The following is an 18199-nucleotide window of genomic DNA, read 5'->3' on the forward strand; positions in this document are numbered from 1 at the left end:
CTTTAATGTTCGTTCCACCTAAAAAGTAGTTGTCCATCGCGATATGCTGTTCCTCGATGAATGAAGGAAGGGGTGTCTAAAAAGTCCATTTTCACTGGCTTTTTGGACACCCCTTGTACAAATTTATTGAATCTCACAAGAAAAAGATGTAATCTCCTTCACAAAATCCTCATCTACGTCAATACCGAGACCTGACTGGTCACTAAGCTGAAGAACATCTCCGTTAAAAGTTACTGCTGCCACATCTCTTGAAAACATTTGCGGACCGACCATTTCATTTGTTTCGATAATAGTCTTAGCCATAGCGAGATGAGCGCCGGCCATTGTTCCGATTGCGGACTCTACCATCGATCCAATTTGGCAGGGCATATCCGCCGCTTCTGCTAAATTCGCTAACGCTAAGGCAGGATAAATGCCACCCGATTTCATCAGCTTAATATTCAACATATCTGCTGCCCTCATCTCAATCACATCTACTAAATCATGAATATTATGTACCCCTTCATCGATCATAATGCTGGCGTGAGAGACGGATCTAATTTCTTTCATAGATTTTAAATCATACGCTTTGACAGGCTGTTCATACCAATCTACGTTACAGGCAGCTGTTTCACGAATCACTTTCAAGGCATCAATCCGACTCCATCCTTGATTCGCATCGACTCTTAGCTGAATATCCGCACCAATCGCCTCTCTCACTGCTTGAATCCTTTTAATGTCATCCGCAGCATTCGTTCCTACTTTAATTTTGATATTGCGACAACCTGCGATTACATAGTTGCGAGCATCTGTCGCCATTACTTCTGGTGCTTTGATACTAATCACTTTAGGCACTTGCAACTCTTCGTGCGCTTGACCGCCAATTAACTGATAAACAGGCTGTCCCGTGATTTTTCCCATTAAATCGTATAAAGCAATATCTAAAGCAGCCTTAGCTGACGGCACTTCAGAAACGGCTCCATTAAACTTTTTATGAATGCGATCAATCGAAAATGGATTTTCACCAATTAATAATGGAGCTAATTCATTTTGAATGATTTGATAGGTACTTTCCCACGTTTCTCCCGTCACAATTGGATCAGGTACTGCCTCTCCCCAGCCAACTAGACCACTTTCTGTTTCTACTCGTGTAAAAATGGTTGGCATATCATCTAACCGAAGATAAGAAATAATAAATGGCTCTTTCAACGGTAAACGAGCAGCAAACACATCTACTTTTTTTATTTTCATGTGACCAACAGACTCCTTTACAGATTATAGTTCTTGACGATCTCAATAAATAACCTAATAGCCTCTGGAATAACATCTTCATCAATATCGAATCGAGGATGATGATGCGGATAAGCGCTTTTTTCTCCCCCCATCCCGACAAAAATAAATACACCCGGCTTTTGCTGCAAATAATAGGAGAAGTCCTCTCCTCCCATCACTGGTTCAATTAGTTGAAATACATCATCACCGAACGATTGACGAATGACAGATTCAACAAGCTGCGACTCTTTCGGATGATTCACAAGCGGTGGTGTACCATAGATAAAGTCAATATGGGCCTTTGCACCAAATGCTTGACAAATTCCTTCTGCAAGTTGGACTGTTTGCTCCTGAATAGTTTGTACCGCTCTCGGAGTTAATGCTCGAATCGTTCCAATCAGTTTCGCTGTGCTCGGAATGATGTTATAGGTCGATCCCGCTTCAATTTTTCCAACCGTTATTACACCGGCATCAATGGGATTTAATTTACGACTCACGATACTTTGCAAAGCTTGAATGACATGAGTAGCTACATAAATTGGATCGACTGTCTCATGCGGCATCGATCCATGACCACCAGAGCCTTCGATCACCATTTCAAAATCGTCAATCGAGGCCATCATCGGTCCATGAGTAAGCCCAATTTTTCCTTTTTCAAGCCCTTGCCATAAATGCAACCCAAAGATCGCATCAATATGATCTAACACTCCTTGATTCACGAGTGCATCTGCCCCACTAGGCGTAATTTCTTCAGCTGATTGAAAAATAAGTACAACGTTTGGTTCAATTTCTTTTCTATGATTCGATAACCATTCCGCTACTGCAAGCAATATCGCTGTATGTCCATCATGGCCGCACATATGAGCTACTCCAGGGCGTTTTGAAATATATGATCGATCTCCTTCTTCCGTGATCGCCAATGCATCAATATCCGCTCTTAAAGCAATCGTTTTATCACCTTTTGTTCCTTTGATGAAACCTACCACACTAGGTGGCTGATAATTTAATCGTTCGATATTTAAGGATTCAAGTCGCTTGCGAATGAATGCACTTGTTTCATATTCTTCTCCCGATAGTTCAGGATATTGATGAAAATGGCGCCGATCTTCAATTGCTTGTTTAATTAAATGCTCATCAATAACTGTCGTCCGCATGAAACAACCTCCTCTTTCTTAAAATGGTCCGTATTGAATCAACTGGGCAATAACAAGAGCAATGATGGCAATTGCAATTTGAATGAAGAAGAATGGCAAGAACCATCTCACCCATTTCCCCCACGGAATACCAGCAACCGCCAGAGCAGCCATGAAATAGCCACTTGTTGGGAAAATAATATTTGAAATACCATCTCCAAATTGATAAGCAAGAACAGCTGTTTGTCTTGTGACACCGATCATATCTGACAATGGTGCTAATATTGGCATCGTTAAAGCGGCTTGTCCACTTCCCGATGGAACAAGGAAGTTTAACGCCAATTGAAAGAAAAACATCCCAACGGCTGATAATACAGAAGGAAACGCATCAAGCGCATTCGCTGAATAATAAAGAATCGTATCCATAATTCCCGTTGTATTAAAAATAACTAAAATTGCCTGCGCCAAACCGATAATCAGTGCCCCACCAATTAAATCTCCGGCTCCTTTAATAAAGTGATCAGCAATTTTTGAAGGCGATAACTTTCCGATAAAGCCCATGATCACTCCGAATAATAAGAACAAACCAGCAATTTCAGGGATATACCAGCCGAATTGGAGAACCCCATAAATAAGAATAATAAAGTTAAATAAAAAGGTAATCATGACCCATTTATGACGAGTTTCCATCTTTCCATGAGCGCTTAATAATTCTTCTTTATTCACATGCTGATATTTTCCGTAAAAGCCTAAGGACGGATCTTTTTTTACTTTTCCTGCATAACGATACACATACATAACGGCTGCTACATATAAGACGATAAATAAAATTAAACGAAAACCTAATCCTGAGAATGTCGGTAATTCTGCTATCCCTTGGGCAATTCCAACTGTAAATGGATTCATCACAGCAGATGTAAAGCCAACGGACGCCCCGATAATAACAATTGCAAAACCAGTAATTGCATCAAATCCTAAGGCAATCGCTAACGGAACAAGGACACCGACATAGACGATCGTTTCATCGGACATTCCCATAAGTGAACCACCTGCCGCAAAGAACAACATCAATACAGGAATGATTAACTTTTCTCGGTTTCCCATCTTTCGTGAAATCATCGCTATAAACGCATCTAACGCACCTGTCGCAGCTAAAATGCCAAACGATCCTCCCACGATCAAAACGAAGAAAATCGTATTGGCCCCTTGCACCATCCCACCGTGAACACTGCTGAATATATCTAAAAACCCGAGCGGATTTCCATCAATAAATTGAAAAGTATCAGGTTTAACGACACTGCGCCCATCTACCTCAATCCGTTCAAACTGTCCCGCAGGAATAAAATATGTTAAAACTGCGGATAAAACAATTAAACAAAAAATCAAGACATATACATTTATACTTTTTGTCTTCTTTTGATTCTCAACACTCATTTGACTCTCCTCCTTATAATCATGTAACCGAAAATTAAATGTCGTTATATAGTCGTTAATTGGTTAGATTATACACAAATGGGTTTATCGCAGTCAACAATATTTTTTTAATATTAAGTCTATTTATTCTTATACAAAAAAGTGGATTTTATTGCATTCATCATATAATAGAAATGCAAAATAATCCACTTAAATCATTGATTATATTGTTGAAAAGGCAAATCTAAACGATAAATCGAGCGTGGGCGTCCATTTTGAAATGGCTGCTCTTCCCCGATTACATACAAATAACCGCCATCGGCAAACTTCTTTAACAAGCGCTCTGCTGACCGCTTACTCACCTCAAGATAATCGGCCACATCGCTGGCTGTAAAACGGTTCATCGGACGCGAAGCAAGAAATTGAACCATTTTCATAACATTCGTTACACTGATTTTTAATGATTTAGCCAATTGAACAACCTCTTCATTTTCACTTTTTAATACGGATACCAGAAGCGATTCTTTTCTCGGGTTGATCACTGTCTGTTCTTCCGTCACAATATGAATGGCATTCTCTCCTACTACTTTTTCGGAATAAGATAAAGCAATATGAGCATTTCGTTCTGCTTCAACAATAGTTAGTCCAAATCCTAAGCCAATCTTTGCTACCTTCGCTTGCTGTTCAATATTCAAATAAAAAGGATCGAGCAAATCACTGTTTTTAACTAAAAATTCCATACTCCCTTTGGTCCCGTACAGTACAAAGAAATCACTTGCTGATTGCTGCAACGTACAATGAATACTCTTAGCAAGCCTCATCAACCCTTGATAAATATGAGAATTTACTTTATGGTCCTTGTCATTCAATGGCTCTATTTTCACGTAACCGAGAGCCACTTGTGCTTGCTGGCTTTGCTGTAATTCCCCAAGCATTTTAGCTTCTTTTAACGAATCAATAATATTCCGTTCCGGTTCAAGCATTCGAACACATGGAATATTCTCTTGTTTTAATTGATCAAAAACCGCATGAATACTTGTAATAATCAAATCTACTTTCCCTTGATTCCACAGCTTCCGATGCATGGACAAAATGTAATCGACCTGGAAATCTTGATGATGTTCCTCTTCCATCCAAGGATAATCTTGAACATATAAGGCCTCCGGCTGCATTTCTAATTGCTTCATGACACGATCGACATACTTCCGATCAGGTAAATCAATAGAAAGGCGGTTGAAACCAACTTGATGACGATAGAAAATAGATAACAGTGTTAACGAAACGCTTAATTCATTATCAGGAATATAAATAGCGGGCCTGTCAAACATATGAAAAAACTTCTTTGAATAATAATAAGGAATGATTCCTGAAAATAAATAAATATCACATTCAAACGCCTGCTGTATTAACTGCTCCGTTTCACGGGGAGTTTGATATACATAAGGGATAATCTCGATCCCTTCTACATTACTCTCTAACTCTTTCACTAGTTTTACCATTTCCGCCGGACCGAATAAAGCAACCTTGATAGACATATGGATTTCCCCCTTAACACGATAAGGAACGTTCTATTTTTTTAACTCTCATTATACCATGCCATTCTCAATATTTCCCACGTCATACAGGCTAAACACGTATCATAAAAACGGCTACAGAAAATTTTCACCTCTAAAAAATAGGTACTCCTACTCGTTTTCTTTGGTCTGTTTTTTCTACTATTGTATAATATTAGCGAAATTATCAAAGGAGGATGTTCATAATAAAGAAAGGTAGCAATTGTTACATGGGCAGCTATGGGCAATGGACAAGGGGTCGTAAAAGTTCTTGCTAAACATGGGGCTACGACGATCCTAGCTGATATTTCTGATCAAGTATTTGCAACAGCTGAACAAATGAAACAAGAGGGACTTGACGTACATGCCGTTCAAATGAATGTGACAAACAACGACAGTGTCAAACAAGCCGTTTCTACAACCGTGGACAAGTTTGGCAAAATTGATGCATTGGTAAATAACACTGGTGTGGTACGCTTAGCGAACTTCCTTGATATAAGTGATGAAACACGTGATTTTCAATTTAATAGGAGAACCTTAGATGTCAAACAAATTAGATTCATTTATGACCGAACACTTTAACGGTTTACGGCTTAGACCGGCACTGTTTTACAATTGGCCGTATAGTATTCGTTTTGAAATCTCCATACCTTGGACAGAGCACGAAGCCAAAGAAAACCTCCAGCGAATAAAAGAAAGAAGTGTCGATCTTTTCAATTATGTCTTTCACGATACTGATGACATATGGTTCATCACAGATATTCATTGTGAAAAGAATGATAATTTTTTGCAGAAGAAACCAACAAAAGTGTACCAGAAATATGTTAAAGACAACAAAGTAGCGATGAAATTACAACATAAAGTCTTTGCAGAGGAGGATGAGGAGGATATCGTGATACATCGATTATTTTATCCTGTAAAAAGAGCGATATTCGATACCACCAGCTTTTATCAGCTATCAGTTACGAGGACTTCTCACACCCGACACGCATCTTAAAAAATTACGACCAGGCCAGCTATAACATTTACTTTGTCAATATCACTAAGAAGTTAATTTATCACCTGTATGATGATCGTGGTTGTGATGTAGTCGCATCTAATACAGAAAATTTGCGTCCGCTTTACGAAGAACGAAATGCTTGGATATTAGATTATGACCGTGAACAGATTGATAAACTATTTAAATAGAAACTAGGTGACTTTTATTTTGTACCTTTCTACAATAATTCTTGCCATCATACTCAGCCTGTAATGGTCTAAAATGATCTTTGGGGGACTGTTGCAGGCTGAGCCTTATCCCAAGGAGTGTGGTGGCAAGTGAAACCATATCAAAAAAAGCGAAATCGTGCCTATTATCGGCATCATCGCAAAAGAATCATTCAACGTAAAATGAAGATTGCTAAACATCTCGAATGGTATACTCCCTATTCAGGACAATTTGCCAAAGGGAAAGTGCATTGTTCTTGCTCGATGTGCTCTCAGAAAACGAATAAAGATGGATTTCCCCATTCACAAAAGATTCAACTTGAGCGCATGAAGCATCAACTTTATGATTACTTTTACGGTAAATTTTGATTCAATAAAAAGCGGCTATCCAGAAAGTCAGTGAAAATTTACTTTCTGGGACAGCCGCTCTCTTTCTATAAAAAGCGCACTTTATTCTACGATTTTTTGCTTAAAAAGCTTCATCACACCGAAAGTAATGCCTAATGTTAATAAAGAAATCATCAATGGTGAAATCGAACTTGCAGAACCAAGTTCAACTTCAGAGGGTAGAGATGAAACATTTTTCCATACAAGGTCTGTTGTGTAGAGCTTAGTTAATACTAGACCCGAAACCATTTGAAGTGTGCCATAAACTAAAATAAACATACTTGTAAACAGTAAATATTTTTTCAAGCTACCCCTCCTTCTTTTCCTATTATTTTACCACAATTACCCTAGTTATAACTCACAAATCCTCACTTTCACATGCGCCCCACCAATTTCTCGATTATTGACGTTAATCTCTCCTCTGTGCTTCTTTACAATTTCTTTTGCAATATATAGTCCTAAACCTGAGAGTCCATTTTCTCCTGACTTCTTACTTTCCTCCTGATAATATTTATAGAACACACGTTGTTTCTGTTCACTAGAAAAACCAGGACCATTATCGAAAATGTCAAACGAAATACTTTGATCTGGATTCATGGTAATGATCCATTCAATTTTTCCATTAGCAGGTGTGTAGCGAATACTATTCGTCACAATATTATCAAGCACTTGAGAAATTCTCTCTTGATCAATCATTCTCATATATATTTCATCTTCGTTAATCATTCGATATTGAAAGTCGATACATTTCTTCACACACAGCCTTTGATATTCCTCACCTTTCATTTGCACAAATTGATTAATCGATGTTTTTTTCGGATTAAGAGTGAACGTCGGCTTCTCAATAAGCGCCATTTCATTTAACTCCGCTATTAAATGGCTCGCATAATTTGTATTTCTAATAATCGTTTGTAAATACGGCTCTAATCGTTCTTGTCGTCTTTTTCTACTTTCTAATAGCCCTTCCGCATGACCTTGAATAATCGTCAAAGGATTTCGCAAATCATGAGAAATAGCTGCCATCATCTCTTTTCGTTCTTGCTCTAGCTGAAGTTGACGGTTCAGTGAATCTTTCAATGCTGACCTCATTTCTTCAAAAGCTTGCGTTAGTTGTTCCAATTCAACATAATAATTAATCACTGGTAAAGTGAAATCCAAATCCTGTTCTTTGATTTTTTTCGTACTTTCAATCATTTCATTAAATGGTCGTTCAAACTCCCAACTTAGCCTCTTCCCAGAGAAATAAGAAAAAAGATAAAAAAACATAAATGGTGCTACAACAAAAAGAAGAACCATACCCAAAAACAGAATCATCCATTTATTATGAGGATTCGAAGTGAGCAAGCTAAGACCATACTTAAAAACAACAGCTCCTTGAAGTAATCCTTGATCATTCTTAATGGGATAGTATTTGATAAAACCGCCACCTTGTGTTGTGACGCCTGCTGCAATGTTTTGCTTTAATTCTTCCCCATTGCCCACCAATTTAGTCCAGTAAGTGCCATAGACGATCTGACCGTCTAAGTCCATCACTTGATAATCAATCCCCTCTATAGGAATGACTGATTCTAATCGGCCTTGACTATTAGAAGAAAGTATAGAAGCCCCAACATCATCAATATATTTTTCAACAGCAGGCAGCTGTTGTTCATAATAGTTGGCAGGGTTTAGCTTATTCGTCGAAAACAACATATGTATATATAAAACTAATAATAACCAAGTTAGAATGGTACCTACAATACTCTTAAATAATACAAGGTGAAATGAAGCGATAAATCTTCTCCGTAATGTCTGATTATTTCGATTCACTTTTCCCATCGATATCCTCTTCCCCAAACGGTTGAAATTATAGAATGTTGTTCACCAGCTTTTTGCAGCTTCGCACGAATATTTTTGATGTGCTCATTTATAGTAATCGAATCACCTGTTGCTTCTAATCCCCATACTTTCTCATAAATTTGCTCACGCGTGAGAGCTTGTCCACAATTGATAGCCAAGTATTGGATAATTTCAAACTCTCTCATAGTTAAAGGAACTTCTTGAGAATCATAGAACAATTGGCAACTCTGAAGGTCAATGTGTATCTTCCCAAAAAATAAACATTTCTGCTGACTCTTGCTTTTTCTTTCTTCGCGACGCAAATGGGCAAATACTCGCATTTTTAATTCTCTTAAGCTAAATGGCTTCATTAAATAATCATCACCACCAACAAGCAACCCTTGAACACGATCATTTTCTGTTTGCTTAGCACTTAGAAATAAAATTGGCACATCTACATTTTTTCTTATTTGTTCACATAACTCAAAACCGCTCATCCCTGGCATCATCACATCAAGAATTAACAAATCCGGTCCATGCTTTAATTGTCTTAATGCTTCCTCACCATTCGCAGCTTTCAAAACTTGATAACCTTCATCTTCTAATGCATCGTACAAAAAAGTAAGTATTTCTACTTCATCGTCAATAATTAAGATTTTCTCTTTCATGATCAATCATCCCATTCATTTACTTCTCTCATTAAATCTACTTTATAAATATCAAGAATGGATAAAGTACCGTACTTTATCCATTCTTGATATTTATGGTTTACAGTTTCATTATTAAATGTTTTTTCAAAGGATGGATAACAATGAAACAAAAGCTCTCACCTATTTCAGTAAAAGATCGCCTAGAAACGATCGATATGCTTAGAGGATTCGCTCTCCTCGGAATTATTATAGCAAATATTGCTTGGTATCTTTATCCTGCTTACCTGCAGCAAGATCCCTCATTTAAAAATGAATGGACATCTTTCTGGAATCAATCTGATTACACAGTACGGTCTGTTCTTGCTATGTTTGTTGATGGGAAGTTTATTATGCTCTTTTCTATGCTATTTGGTTTTGGAATGGTCATTATGCAGGAAAGAACAGCTGAGAAGCAATTAAACTTTTGGGGCGTTTACTCCAGACGGCTGATCGCATTATTTATTTTTGGCTGTATTCATGCGTATGTCATTTGGTTCGGTGATATTTTAACAGACTATGCAATCCTAGGATTTTTACTTCTGCTCATGCATAAGTTAAAACCAAAGACGCTGTTAATTACTTCTATTACTTTATACAGCTTATTATTTATTCTTATAGGATTAGGTTCTCTATCAGCCGATCCTGCGGCCATGACAACAACAATATCAGAAGAAGATCAAAAGCTTATCCAATCAACGATCGAAGCTCATCAAAACGGAAGCATTCAACAATTAATGGAGGCAAATATAGCAGAAAGAACGTATTATACGATGAGAAACGGATTATACGCTCTTTACTTAGGCATACCGCTTCCTTATTTATTTACGAATCTCCCTTTCTTGCTTATCTTCATGTTTGGAGCAGCAGTCGCGAAGAAAAAGTGGATCCATCATTTCCAACATCATAGAAAAGGATTTTTCATCACTTGGCTAATCACTCTAATCATTGGCGGAACCTTAAATTGGGCTTTACCATTTATAATAGTAGAGAACGAATACGCGGTACAAACCATTCAGTATATGAGTTCACCGCTTATTACAATCGTTTATGCCATTAGCCTTCTCTTCCTTTATCACACAGTAAAAGGGAAGAGCATATTGCACTGGCTCACATTTCCTGGAAGGATGGCATTCACAAACTACATTAGTCAGTCCATCATCTGCACATTCTTGTTTGGTCCTATTGCACTCGGAGTATACGGAAAGCTTCACTTAACAACAGCCATGATGATTGCCATTGCCATCTATGCATTCCAAATATTCTTCAGTAAATGGTGGCTGTCTAAATTCCGCTATGGGCCGCTTGAGTATGTTTGGAGATCGGTTACTTATTTAGGAATTAAATGATAAAGTAAACAACCAGTGGGGGCTCCCTCCCCACTGGTTGTTTGTTGAAAAAACATTTACAGCCATTAATCTTTTATTTTTTCTTAGCTTCCTTTTTTAATACAATGCTACTTATGATACTTACTCCTCCTAAAACAGCTGTCCATTTTTGGAAAGATAAAACACTATATGAAATCAATCCTATACCAACTATGCCATTAACAACCGAACTTGTGAGCAAAGTATTTTTTCTTGGATTTGGCAGCTTCACAGATACTCCAAAGAAATCATTGACCTTTTTGCATCTTGCATTAAGTTTTTCAATCATATTTTTTTCCTCCTAAAAAACTCTAAATAATAGTTGTATGCCATGATTAATAATAAGTAGTACTCCTATCCCCATACATATCCATGCCGCTCTGTTTGTTTTCTTCTTCCTTTTTTGCAGTATCAGTCCTAAAATAACTAGGAATAATCCAATAACCATTGTTACGATTGAAATAGTTATCATTATTTCAGAACTTGGTATCGCTACAAATGATGGGGGTTGAAAATTAACTTCTATAAAATCCACAAAGCCTCATCCTCTTTTATATATATAAATCAATTGCTTTTTCGCTATTATTCAAACCTATCCGTTGATCTGATCTTCTTTTATTCAAATAATCTATCCATAGTACCATCTAATATAAAATCAAATATTTCCAAATGATTATACGTTAAACTGTCTTTTATACTAACAGTGTAGAGTAGCGTGTTCATAACGGCGTATGCTTTTTCTTTGTCAATTTTCAAAGTAAGATTAGCACAATGAATCGCTTCATCAAAAAATGATAAACTATCGAACTTCAATTCTTCCACTTTATCTTTTGGTAGCTTATTTAGAAAAGCTAGAAAGTCTGGGTTGCCAAAATCATAAAGAAAAGGCGAATTGTCGTATTCCCTAAAAAGCCATTTTATAGCTTCCGCAAAACCGTTCTTACCAGGATTATTGGCAACAATCTCTTTCCATCCATTTTTCAATCTGTCCTGTACTCGTTCCAATGTTTCGCAAAATAGATCTTCTTTGGATGAATACAATAAATAAAATGCACCTGTTGATATTCCTATTTTCGTTACCAATTCCCCAACACTGGTTTTTTTATACCCATGTAACGCCCAGCTACGCTCGCATTCTATGCAGAGCTTATTTCTTAATTGTTGTTTTTCTGCATCAGAAAAACCTTTTGGTCCTTTTGCCATATTAACCTCCTTTTTATAATGTGAATATTTTTATGATTTAATTCACAATATAAATATACAACTTTCGGTATTTTTTGTCTAGGATATTGAAGGAAAATTTTAGACGGATGATAAGAACTAGCCAAAGCAAAAAATTTATATATTAGTGCTAATGTTGATCACTTTCATTTTATTAAGTTCATCAATAGTGTGGGCAGATCCGCAAATGACAAGGTGAGTGGACACCACAAATTGAAACAAGTAAAAATGGGTATGGCAATTGGATTTGAGGATGAAGAACAGATTCGTGAACTGGCTCTAAAACCTCAATTCAAATTTTTATACAACCCTGAAGTGAAATGCGAGGCGATAAGCGGGGGAGGTTCATAAATAAAGTAAGGAGGAACAAAGAATTTAATTTTGTCCCTCCCTTTTTTATCCTACTTCTTTTTACACCTTATTTGTAAATGAACAGTCATTTAATATGTTGTTATACCTTTAAAACCAATTTCGCCACTGCTTCTACGTGACTGGTCATTGGAAACATGTCCACGGGTTGAATGTACTCGACATTGTATAACCCGCTCAATTGGTTAATATCCTTCACCAATGTAGATGGATTACAGGAGACGTAAATAAAACGTTTCGGTTTGATTTTTTTCAATGTGTCTAAAAATTTCTGATCACAACCTGTGCGTGGTGGATCGACGATGACAACGTCGGGCTTCCAACCTTGCTTGAGCCACTTCGGCAACCATTCTTCCGCTGTGCCCACTTCGTATACGGCGTTCATATTGTACGTTTTCGCATTTTTTCTAGCATCGTTAATCGATTCAGTAATAACGTCCATGCCGCGAATTTCTGCTGCTTCTTTGCCGACCCAAAGTCCGATCGTGCCGGAGCCACAATAAGCATCAACGATTTTCTCTGTCCCCGTTAAGGCCGCTGCTTGTTTCACTTCATTGTAAAGCTTCGTTGTTTGCACAGGATTTAATTGAAAAAAGGCTCTTGCCGATAGTTCGTATGTGTAGTCTTCTAGCTGTTCTTCAATCGTCTCTTTACCAGCTAATGTGACCGTTTCGTCGCCAAAGATTAATGAGGTTTTCTTAGGGTTAATATTATGCATAATCGATGTGACTTCCGGCAGACGCTTTTGGATTTCCTCCACGATCAATGCTTTTTTTGGCAATTCATGTGTGGCGGTGATCAGTACGACTTGAACTTGACTTGTGGCAATTCCTACCCTTGCGACAATCGTTTTCACAGCACCTTGTTTTTTCTTTTCATCATAAATCGGAACGTTCGCATCTTGTAAAATATTTTTGACAGTCGTTAATACATGATTGATGGCCGGCTGTTGGACATGGCAGTCAGGAATATCAATTAATTTATGGGAGTTTAAGCTATATAATCCCGCAACGACTTTTCCGTCCTTTTTTCCGACTTGGAATTGACTTTTGTTTCGGTAATTCCGTGGGTTGTCCATGCCGATCGTTTCGCGAATATTGAGCGATTCAATATCGAGCTTCGTATGCCGTTCGAGCGATTGGATTAAAATGTCCCGTTTCTCTTTCAGTTGCTGATCATAGGATAAATGCTGCAGCTGGCACCCTCCGCATTGCTCATAAACTGGGCATGGAGGAGTGGTCCGATGAGGAGACGCTTGACGAATTTTCTTGATTCGCCCCTCCGCAAACTTCGGATGAACTTTTGTTGCTTCGACAACTACTTCTTCCCCTGGTAAAGCTCCCGGGACAAAGACGACTTGCCGCTTAAAATAGCCGACTCCTTCCCCATTAATGCCGATCCGTTTAATCGTTAACGGAAACGTTTGTTTTAATTTGATTTTCATTTGATTTTGTTGCTTCATAATCATTAATCCTCATTTCACGAGTTTGCTTTTTCTTTTTAGTATAACAAAAAAGAGTACCATATAAGGAGGGGGATGGATTTGAGTAAAAAACAAAAAATTATACTGGGCAGTTCATTACTTGTTAATGGCATTTTACTTATTATTGTGATCATGCAGCAGTTGAATGCGAATTTAGTACATGAGGAATTGTTTTATTCAGAGGTGCAAGATCAACTTGTAGAGCTGGACGGATTAATTGAGCATCAAAAAGAGAACAATTGGTCTGAGCCTAACTTAGTGACGGTCCAGCTTGGAGATGTTTTAGATGGGATGAACGTAGCGATTAACAGTGGAATATATACGGATTGGCTTGAGGAAGATGATCTGAGAGTGCTGCATCGCATGAAAGTTGTACTGCGCGAACTTCCTAATGACGAATTATATGCATTCAGTACCTTATCTCTAAGTGATAAAGAGCGCTTGGAAGATTTGCAAAAGAAGCTCCGAAAAGCAGGGTTTGGTATGAGAATGACGCTTGATAACAATTGGGAAAGGTTTATGGACAGATCCGAAAAATTAGTAAAGTCGCTAGAAAAAGACTGACTCCCGCGGCTGTGCGGGAGCCAATCTTTTTATGATTTTTTCCGAGCTTTCATATAATGATCTAAACTTTCAAAGCGATAGCCTTTCTTTTTTAAATCTTTAATCACTTTCGGCAGTGCCTCAGCATTATCTTTTGAGACGGTATGCAATAGAAGCACAGCCCCTGGATGAATTTGCGCCATGATGTTGTCGTATGCGTACTGCCAGCCATGCTGGTTGTTTGTCTCCCAATCCTTAAAGGCCAGTGACCACATTACATGTGTGTACCCTTCTTCTTTTGCCAGCTTTAATGTTCGCTCACTCAAGATTCCGCGCGGTGGACGCAAATAGGCCATGTCTTTTTTCTTCGTTAGTCGGGCCGTTTCCTCTTTTACTAACCGAAGCTCTTCCCTTAACTTCTCATCGTTGATTTGGGTTAAATCGGGGTGATGCCACGAATGGTTACCAATAATATGCCCTTCTTTATGCATTCTCTTCACTAAATCGGGAGCACTTTTTAAATAATGACCTGTGACAAAAAAAGCGCCAGGTACTTTTTCTTTTTTCAACGTATTCAGCACGTTTTCTGTGTAGCCATTTTCATAGCCATTATCGAACGTTAAATAGATGACCTTTTCATTCGGATTGGCTTTGTAAAATCCGCCGTATTTTGCGAGTAACTCATCGTATGCTTTGCCCGCCTGTGCCGGTTGCTCATTTTTCCCTTTTTGAAAGCCCCAGTGGATTGCTTGATTAGACATCGAAAAGGCGGTAGAAGTGAACATCATAAGAAGCAGTGACGCGAATGCCAGATATTTTAACCATTTCATACTCATCTTCCTTTACTCGTTTTCCTTAGTTTCAATCGAAAATAGGAAAATATCCGTTTGTTAGAGAGAAAGATTTGCTAATATCGAAATGCCTGAACGAAAATTTGTGCTTTGAGCCGCTTTTTTGCGCTCTCTCGAAGTCAAAGCAAAAAGGCAGCCGAATCACCTTCGACTGCCTCTCATTTCAATTTTATTTAAATACGGGCTCTTTAAATTGAGCTAGTTTTTCTAATGATGATTTATCCACCGTTTCATGAAGACTGTTGCCGTGTGAATCCATTGTGACAACTGCTGTGAAGCCTTCTACTTGAAGATGCCACATTGCTTCTGGAATACCGAATTCCATTAAATCTACACCTTCAACTGATTTAATACAGTCTGCGTAGTATTGAGCTGCTCCGCCGATCGCATTTAAGTAAACGCCGCCGTGTTCTTTAAGAGCCGCTAATGTTTTCGGTCCCATACCGCCTTTACCGATTACGGCACGGATGCCAAATTTCTTCATGATGTCCCCTTGATAAGGCTCCTCACGAATAGACGTTGTTGGGCCCGCTGCTTTGACATGCCATTTGCCATCTTCATCTTTCAGCATAACCGGACCGCAATGGTAAATCACTTGTCCATTTAAGTCAACAGGAGCATCGTGATCTGTTAAGTATTTATGGATCGCATCACGACCTGTATACATCATGCCGTTAATTCGAACGACGTCTCCTACTTTTAACTCACGAATTTGCTCTTCTGTGATTGGTGCTTGTAAAGTCACTGTACGGCTTTCAGATTTTGTTTCTTCAGTTGTTTCCGCTTGTTGCTCGAATGTAATTTTTTCGCCATCTTGGTATAACCATTCTTGAATTTCGCCTGTTTCAGGATTGATTTGAACACCTAAGCGACGGAATGCCCAACAGTTATAGGCAACAGACACGAAGAAACTTGCTGGTAAACGGTTCATGACGCCAATTTTACAACCAAGCAATGTCGTTTCGCCGCCAAAGCCCATCGTACCGATACCAAGCTCATTTGCATGTTTCATGATATACTCTTCTAGTTTGCGAAGATCTTCGTTTGGATTTACATCTTCTACGTTGCGGAAAAGTTGCTCTTTCGCTAATTCATAGCCAGTTGTACGGTCACCGCCGATTCCAACGCCGATGAAACCTGCGCTACAACCTTGCCCTTGTGCTTGATAAACAGAATGCATAATACATTTGCGAATGCCATCAAGGTCTCGACCTGCTTTGCCTAGTCCTTCTAATTCACAAGGTAAGCTGTACTGGATGTTTTTATTTTCACAGCCACCGCCTTTTAAAATTAGGCGTGCATCGATATAATCTTTTTCCCATTGTTCAAATTTAATAACTGGTGTCCCCGCACCAAGGTTATTCCCGCTATTCTCCCCTGTTAATGAATCAACGGAGTTTGGACGAAGTTTGCCGTCTTTTGTTGCGCGAATCAACGCCTCATGAATCGCTTCTTTAATCACAAGCTGATTCACTCCCACGGGCGTTTTCACTTTAAACGTCGGCATCCCTGTATCTTGACAAATTGGAGAAATATTTTCATCTGCCATTTGGATATTGTTAGTAATTGTGTCAAGACTCATTGCCGCTCGAGTGCCAGCGTTTTCACGCAGTTTCGCAGCCTTTACTGCACGACGAACGTCTTTTGGTAAATTCGTGGATGTTTCTACAATTAACTGATACATACTTTCCTGAAATTGCTCAAGATTCATTATTATTCCCCTTCCCACTTACCTTTATGTATAAGACTCAATATTCTTATTATAACGCTGAACATATTCGTTTGAAAGAGATTAAATTGTAAACACAAAAAGTGCCAGAATTGCTTCTGGCACCAATGTTATCTACTTTTAAATTGTTCGCATTTCACTTCGATATCATCAATCATTTGCAGGAGGCGATCGATATCTTCCAATTCTGCTTCAGCGGGATCGATGGAATCCAATACTTCTAAAAATATATTTAATCGCTCCTTTAAATAGGTGACTTGCGATTCTTTATCATTAATTGGTTTCACGAGCAATGGCCCCTTTCTTTTTTACACAATTAAATGGTAGCCGATCGCGAAGGCAATTTCAACGATTTTCCGCCATTAACGAACAGATTGATAACTAAACGAAAGATGATTTTTGATCGGAATCCAAGCAGTCACTCTTTTCGATGTAATATTTTTGACGACAATGGCTCGATTCCAGCCCGATATCACTAAATATACTTCCCCGAAAGTCGCTATTCCTTTTTCATGAACGGCAGGGGCAAAAGAATGCAAATAGCCGGCCGTTTTCGGTGCAACGTTGTAAATATCATTTTGTTTCGTTCCATTTCCAACAACTGTTGAGTAAGCAAGCGGAAGCTTTGTTTTCTGTATCACTTCTTTTAACACCATCTCTTGGACCTCATCTGCTCGCGGTACTTTCGCCGATAATCCTCCTTTAATGGACTTATACGTTTCTTGCACATAATGCATTTGATAATTATTTTTTCCATGGCGGTTATCATAGAAGTTGGTGTTAATTTTTTGATATTGCCAGTTAGGCGTTGTTTCCTCTGAATGGTAAGAAAGCGGCCATTCTCCCAAATAAACGGTCGCTCGCACTCCGAAGGCAAAGGGGGATTTATTCATATCCGTTTCGTTGAGCATGCGAATAAACTTTGGATTTGTAATCTTTGCCTTAGATGTGCTAAGCAATTCCTTCGTGAGCTCTGTCGGCTGTAGCTCTGACATTTCTTGTTCCTCATTTAAGAATGTATTCTCCTTCGTAATATCTTTGACCGAAGAGGGAATTTGAAAAGGTTGTTTCGCAGTAGCAGAATCGATCCCGCTAAATGCCAGAACAATTGCTATAGATAAAAGCAAACGAATAAGTTTCATGATGTCCTTTCCTCCAAGCCTTCTTTTTCTATAGTTTGTACTCACGA

19 protein-coding genes and 1 pseudogene are annotated in these 18199 nt (G+C 38.4%); 6 read left to right on the top strand and 14 right to left on the bottom strand.

What is annotated here, in order from left to right:
* Positions 1 to 123: 123 nt before the first annotated feature.
* The 4 genes from IRB43_RS12675 to IRB43_RS12690 all read right to left on the bottom strand — a co-directional run bounded on the left by IRB43_RS12675 (position 124) and on the right by IRB43_RS12690 (position 5332).
* Positions 124 to 1230, bottom strand: coding sequence for a mandelate racemase/muconate lactonizing enzyme family protein (locus tag IRB43_RS12675; protein ID WP_203363855.1), 1107 nt, complete (start codon positions 1228 to 1230; stop codon positions 124 to 126).
* A gap of 17 nt (positions 1231 to 1247) precedes the next feature.
* Positions 1248 to 2405: a M20 metallopeptidase family protein gene (locus tag IRB43_RS12680; RefSeq protein ID WP_203363856.1), complete on the bottom strand. Its 1158-nt coding sequence runs from the start codon at positions 2403 to 2405 to the stop codon at positions 1248 to 1250.
* 18 nt (positions 2406 to 2423) lie between these two features.
* The gene (locus IRB43_RS12685; RefSeq protein ID WP_203363857.1) at positions 2424 to 3818 is read right to left on the bottom strand and encodes a YfcC family protein; all 1395 of its coding nucleotides are present in this window, start codon (positions 3816 to 3818) and stop codon (positions 2424 to 2426) included.
* Positions 3819 to 4012: 194 nt separating this feature from the next.
* Positions 4013 to 5332 carry a hypothetical protein gene (locus tag IRB43_RS12690; RefSeq protein WP_203363858.1) on the bottom strand — a complete coding sequence of 440 codons (1320 nt, stop codon included), beginning with the start codon at positions 5330 to 5332 and terminating at the stop codon, positions 4013 to 4015.
* A 240-nt stretch (positions 5333 to 5572) separates the two neighbouring features.
* Here IRB43_RS12690 and IRB43_RS12695 point away from each other — a divergent pair, with 240 nt between their 5' ends.
* The 3 genes and pseudogenes from IRB43_RS12695 (at position 5573) to IRB43_RS12705 (ending at position 6925) form a co-directional block, all read left to right on the top strand.
* Positions 5573 to 5932 carry an SDR family NAD(P)-dependent oxidoreductase gene (locus tag IRB43_RS12695; protein WP_343070876.1) on the top strand — a complete coding sequence of 120 codons (360 nt, stop codon included), beginning with the start codon at positions 5573 to 5575 and terminating at the stop codon, positions 5930 to 5932.
* Positions 5916 to 6538, top strand: a pseudogene (locus IRB43_RS12700) (DUF3885 domain-containing protein). The gene IRB43_RS12695 and the pseudogene IRB43_RS12700 overlap by 17 nt, the downstream one beginning before the upstream one ends.
* 129 nt (positions 6539 to 6667) lie before the next feature.
* Positions 6668 to 6925, top strand: coding sequence for a hypothetical protein (locus IRB43_RS12705; protein WP_238942002.1), 258 nt, complete (start codon positions 6668 to 6670; stop codon positions 6923 to 6925).
* Between the two features lie 81 nt (positions 6926 to 7006).
* Here the strand turns inward: IRB43_RS12705 and IRB43_RS12710 are convergent, their stop codons facing one another.
* The 3 genes from IRB43_RS12710 to IRB43_RS12720 are packed head-to-tail and all read right to left on the bottom strand — an operon-like array spanning position 7007 to position 9429.
* Positions 7007 to 7249 (bottom strand): hypothetical protein, encoded by a 243-nt coding sequence (locus tag IRB43_RS12710; RefSeq protein WP_203363860.1) that lies wholly within the window; start codon positions 7247 to 7249, stop codon positions 7007 to 7009.
* A gap of 45 nt (positions 7250 to 7294) precedes the next feature.
* Positions 7295 to 8761, bottom strand: a complete 1467-nt coding sequence (locus IRB43_RS12715) for a HAMP domain-containing sensor histidine kinase (RefSeq protein ID WP_203363861.1) — start codon at positions 8759 to 8761, stop codon at positions 7295 to 7297.
* On the bottom strand, positions 8749 to 9429 hold the full coding sequence (locus IRB43_RS12720; protein WP_203363862.1) for a response regulator transcription factor: 681 nt from the start codon (positions 9427 to 9429) through the stop codon (positions 8749 to 8751). Before IRB43_RS12720 ends, IRB43_RS12715 begins: the two co-directional genes overlap by 13 nt.
* Before the next feature lie 143 nt (positions 9430 to 9572).
* On the opposite strand from IRB43_RS12720, the gene IRB43_RS12725 reads away from it, so the two are divergent.
* Entirely contained in the window at positions 9573 to 10796 is a 1224-nt protein-coding gene (locus IRB43_RS12725) for a DUF418 domain-containing protein (protein WP_203363863.1), read from the top strand.
* A 73-nt stretch (positions 10797 to 10869) separates the two neighbouring features.
* Here the strand turns inward: IRB43_RS12725 and IRB43_RS12730 are convergent, their stop codons facing one another.
* Entirely contained in the window at positions 10870 to 11103 is a 234-nt protein-coding gene (locus tag IRB43_RS12730) for a hypothetical protein (protein ID WP_203363864.1), read from the bottom strand.
* A gap of 326 nt (positions 11104 to 11429) precedes the next feature.
* A complete protein-coding gene (locus tag IRB43_RS12735; protein ID WP_203363865.1) occupies positions 11430 to 12017 on the bottom strand; it encodes a TetR/AcrR family transcriptional regulator in 588 nt (195 codons plus the stop codon).
* A gap of 231 nt (positions 12018 to 12248) precedes the next feature.
* On the opposite strand from IRB43_RS12735, the gene IRB43_RS12740 reads away from it, so the two are divergent.
* Positions 12249 to 12386, top strand: a complete 138-nt coding sequence (locus IRB43_RS12740; protein ID WP_203363866.1) for a hypothetical protein — start codon at positions 12249 to 12251, stop codon at positions 12384 to 12386.
* A gap of 100 nt (positions 12387 to 12486) precedes the next feature.
* On the opposite strand, the gene rlmD is transcribed toward IRB43_RS12740, so the two are convergent.
* Positions 12487 to 13866 (bottom strand): 23S rRNA (uracil(1939)-C(5))-methyltransferase RlmD, encoded by a 1380-nt coding sequence (gene rlmD, locus IRB43_RS12745; protein ID WP_203363867.1) that lies wholly within the window; start codon positions 13864 to 13866, stop codon positions 12487 to 12489.
* A gap of 81 nt (positions 13867 to 13947) precedes the next feature.
* Between rlmD and IRB43_RS12750 the strand changes: the two genes are divergently transcribed.
* Positions 13948 to 14451, top strand: a complete 504-nt coding sequence (locus IRB43_RS12750; RefSeq protein WP_203363868.1) for a hypothetical protein — start codon at positions 13948 to 13950, stop codon at positions 14449 to 14451.
* Between the two features lie 29 nt (positions 14452 to 14480).
* Here IRB43_RS12750 and pdaA read toward each other — a convergent pair whose 3' ends face one another.
* The 4 genes from pdaA to IRB43_RS12770 all read right to left on the bottom strand — a co-directional run bounded on the left by pdaA (position 14481) and on the right by IRB43_RS12770 (position 18152).
* Entirely contained in the window at positions 14481 to 15260 is a 780-nt protein-coding gene (gene pdaA / locus IRB43_RS12755) for a delta-lactam-biosynthetic de-N-acetylase (protein ID WP_203363869.1), read from the bottom strand.
* A gap of 190 nt (positions 15261 to 15450) precedes the next feature.
* Positions 15451 to 16992 carry a fumarate hydratase gene (locus tag IRB43_RS12760; protein ID WP_203363870.1) on the bottom strand — a complete coding sequence of 514 codons (1542 nt, stop codon included), beginning with the start codon at positions 16990 to 16992 and terminating at the stop codon, positions 15451 to 15453.
* A gap of 128 nt (positions 16993 to 17120) precedes the next feature.
* Positions 17121 to 17297: an SE1561 family protein gene (locus IRB43_RS12765; protein WP_481748149.1), complete on the bottom strand. Its 177-nt coding sequence runs from the start codon at positions 17295 to 17297 to the stop codon at positions 17121 to 17123.
* 75 nt (positions 17298 to 17372) lie between these two features.
* On the bottom strand, positions 17373 to 18152 hold the full coding sequence (locus IRB43_RS12770; RefSeq protein ID WP_203363872.1) for a YfkD family protein: 780 nt from the start codon (positions 18150 to 18152) through the stop codon (positions 17373 to 17375).
* Between the last annotated feature and the right edge of the window lie 47 nt (positions 18153 to 18199).

The sequence above is a fragment of the Bacillus sp. REN10 genome (assembly GCF_016820555.1).
Taxonomy (GTDB): Bacteria; Bacillota; Bacilli; order Bacillales; family Domibacillaceae; genus Bacillus_CE.

Coding starts and splice junctions, on each gene's coding strand:
- IRB43_RS12690 (WP_203363858.1), bottom strand. CDS start 5,332: ATGTCTATCAAGGTTGCTTTATTCGGTCCGGCGGAAATGGTAAAACTA.
- rlmD (WP_203363867.1), bottom strand. CDS start 13,866: ATGAAGCAACAAAATCAAATGAAAATCAAATTAAAACAAACGTTTCCG.
- IRB43_RS12770 (WP_203363872.1), bottom strand. CDS start 18,152: ATGAAACTTATTCGTTTGCTTTTATCTATAGCAATTGTTCTGGCATTT.
- pdaA (WP_203363869.1), bottom strand. CDS start 15,260: ATGAAATGGTTAAAATATCTGGCATTCGCGTCACTGCTTCTTATGATG.
- IRB43_RS12725 (WP_203363863.1), top strand. CDS start 9,573: ATGAAACAAAAGCTCTCACCTATTTCAGTAAAAGATCGCCTAGAAACG.
- IRB43_RS12735 (WP_203363865.1), bottom strand. CDS start 12,017: ATGGCAAAAGGACCAAAAGGTTTTTCTGATGCAGAAAAACAACAATTA.
- IRB43_RS12685 (WP_203363857.1), bottom strand. CDS start 3,818: ATGAGTGTTGAGAATCAAAAGAAGACAAAAAGTATAAATGTATATGTC.
- IRB43_RS12675 (WP_203363855.1), bottom strand. CDS start 1,230: ATGAAAATAAAAAAAGTAGATGTGTTTGCTGCTCGTTTACCGTTGAAA.
- IRB43_RS12715 (WP_203363861.1), bottom strand. CDS start 8,761: ATGGGAAAAGTGAATCGAAATAATCAGACATTACGGAGAAGATTTATC.
- IRB43_RS12680 (WP_203363856.1), bottom strand. CDS start 2,405: ATGCGGACGACAGTTATTGATGAGCATTTAATTAAACAAGCAATTGAA.
- IRB43_RS12720 (WP_203363862.1), bottom strand. CDS start 9,429: ATGAAAGAGAAAATCTTAATTATTGACGATGAAGTAGAAATACTTACT.
- IRB43_RS12760 (WP_203363870.1), bottom strand. CDS start 16,992: ATGAATCTTGAGCAATTTCAGGAAAGTATGTATCAGTTAATTGTAGAA.
- IRB43_RS12730 (WP_203363864.1), bottom strand. CDS start 11,103: ATGATTGAAAAACTTAATGCAAGATGCAAAAAGGTCAATGATTTCTTT.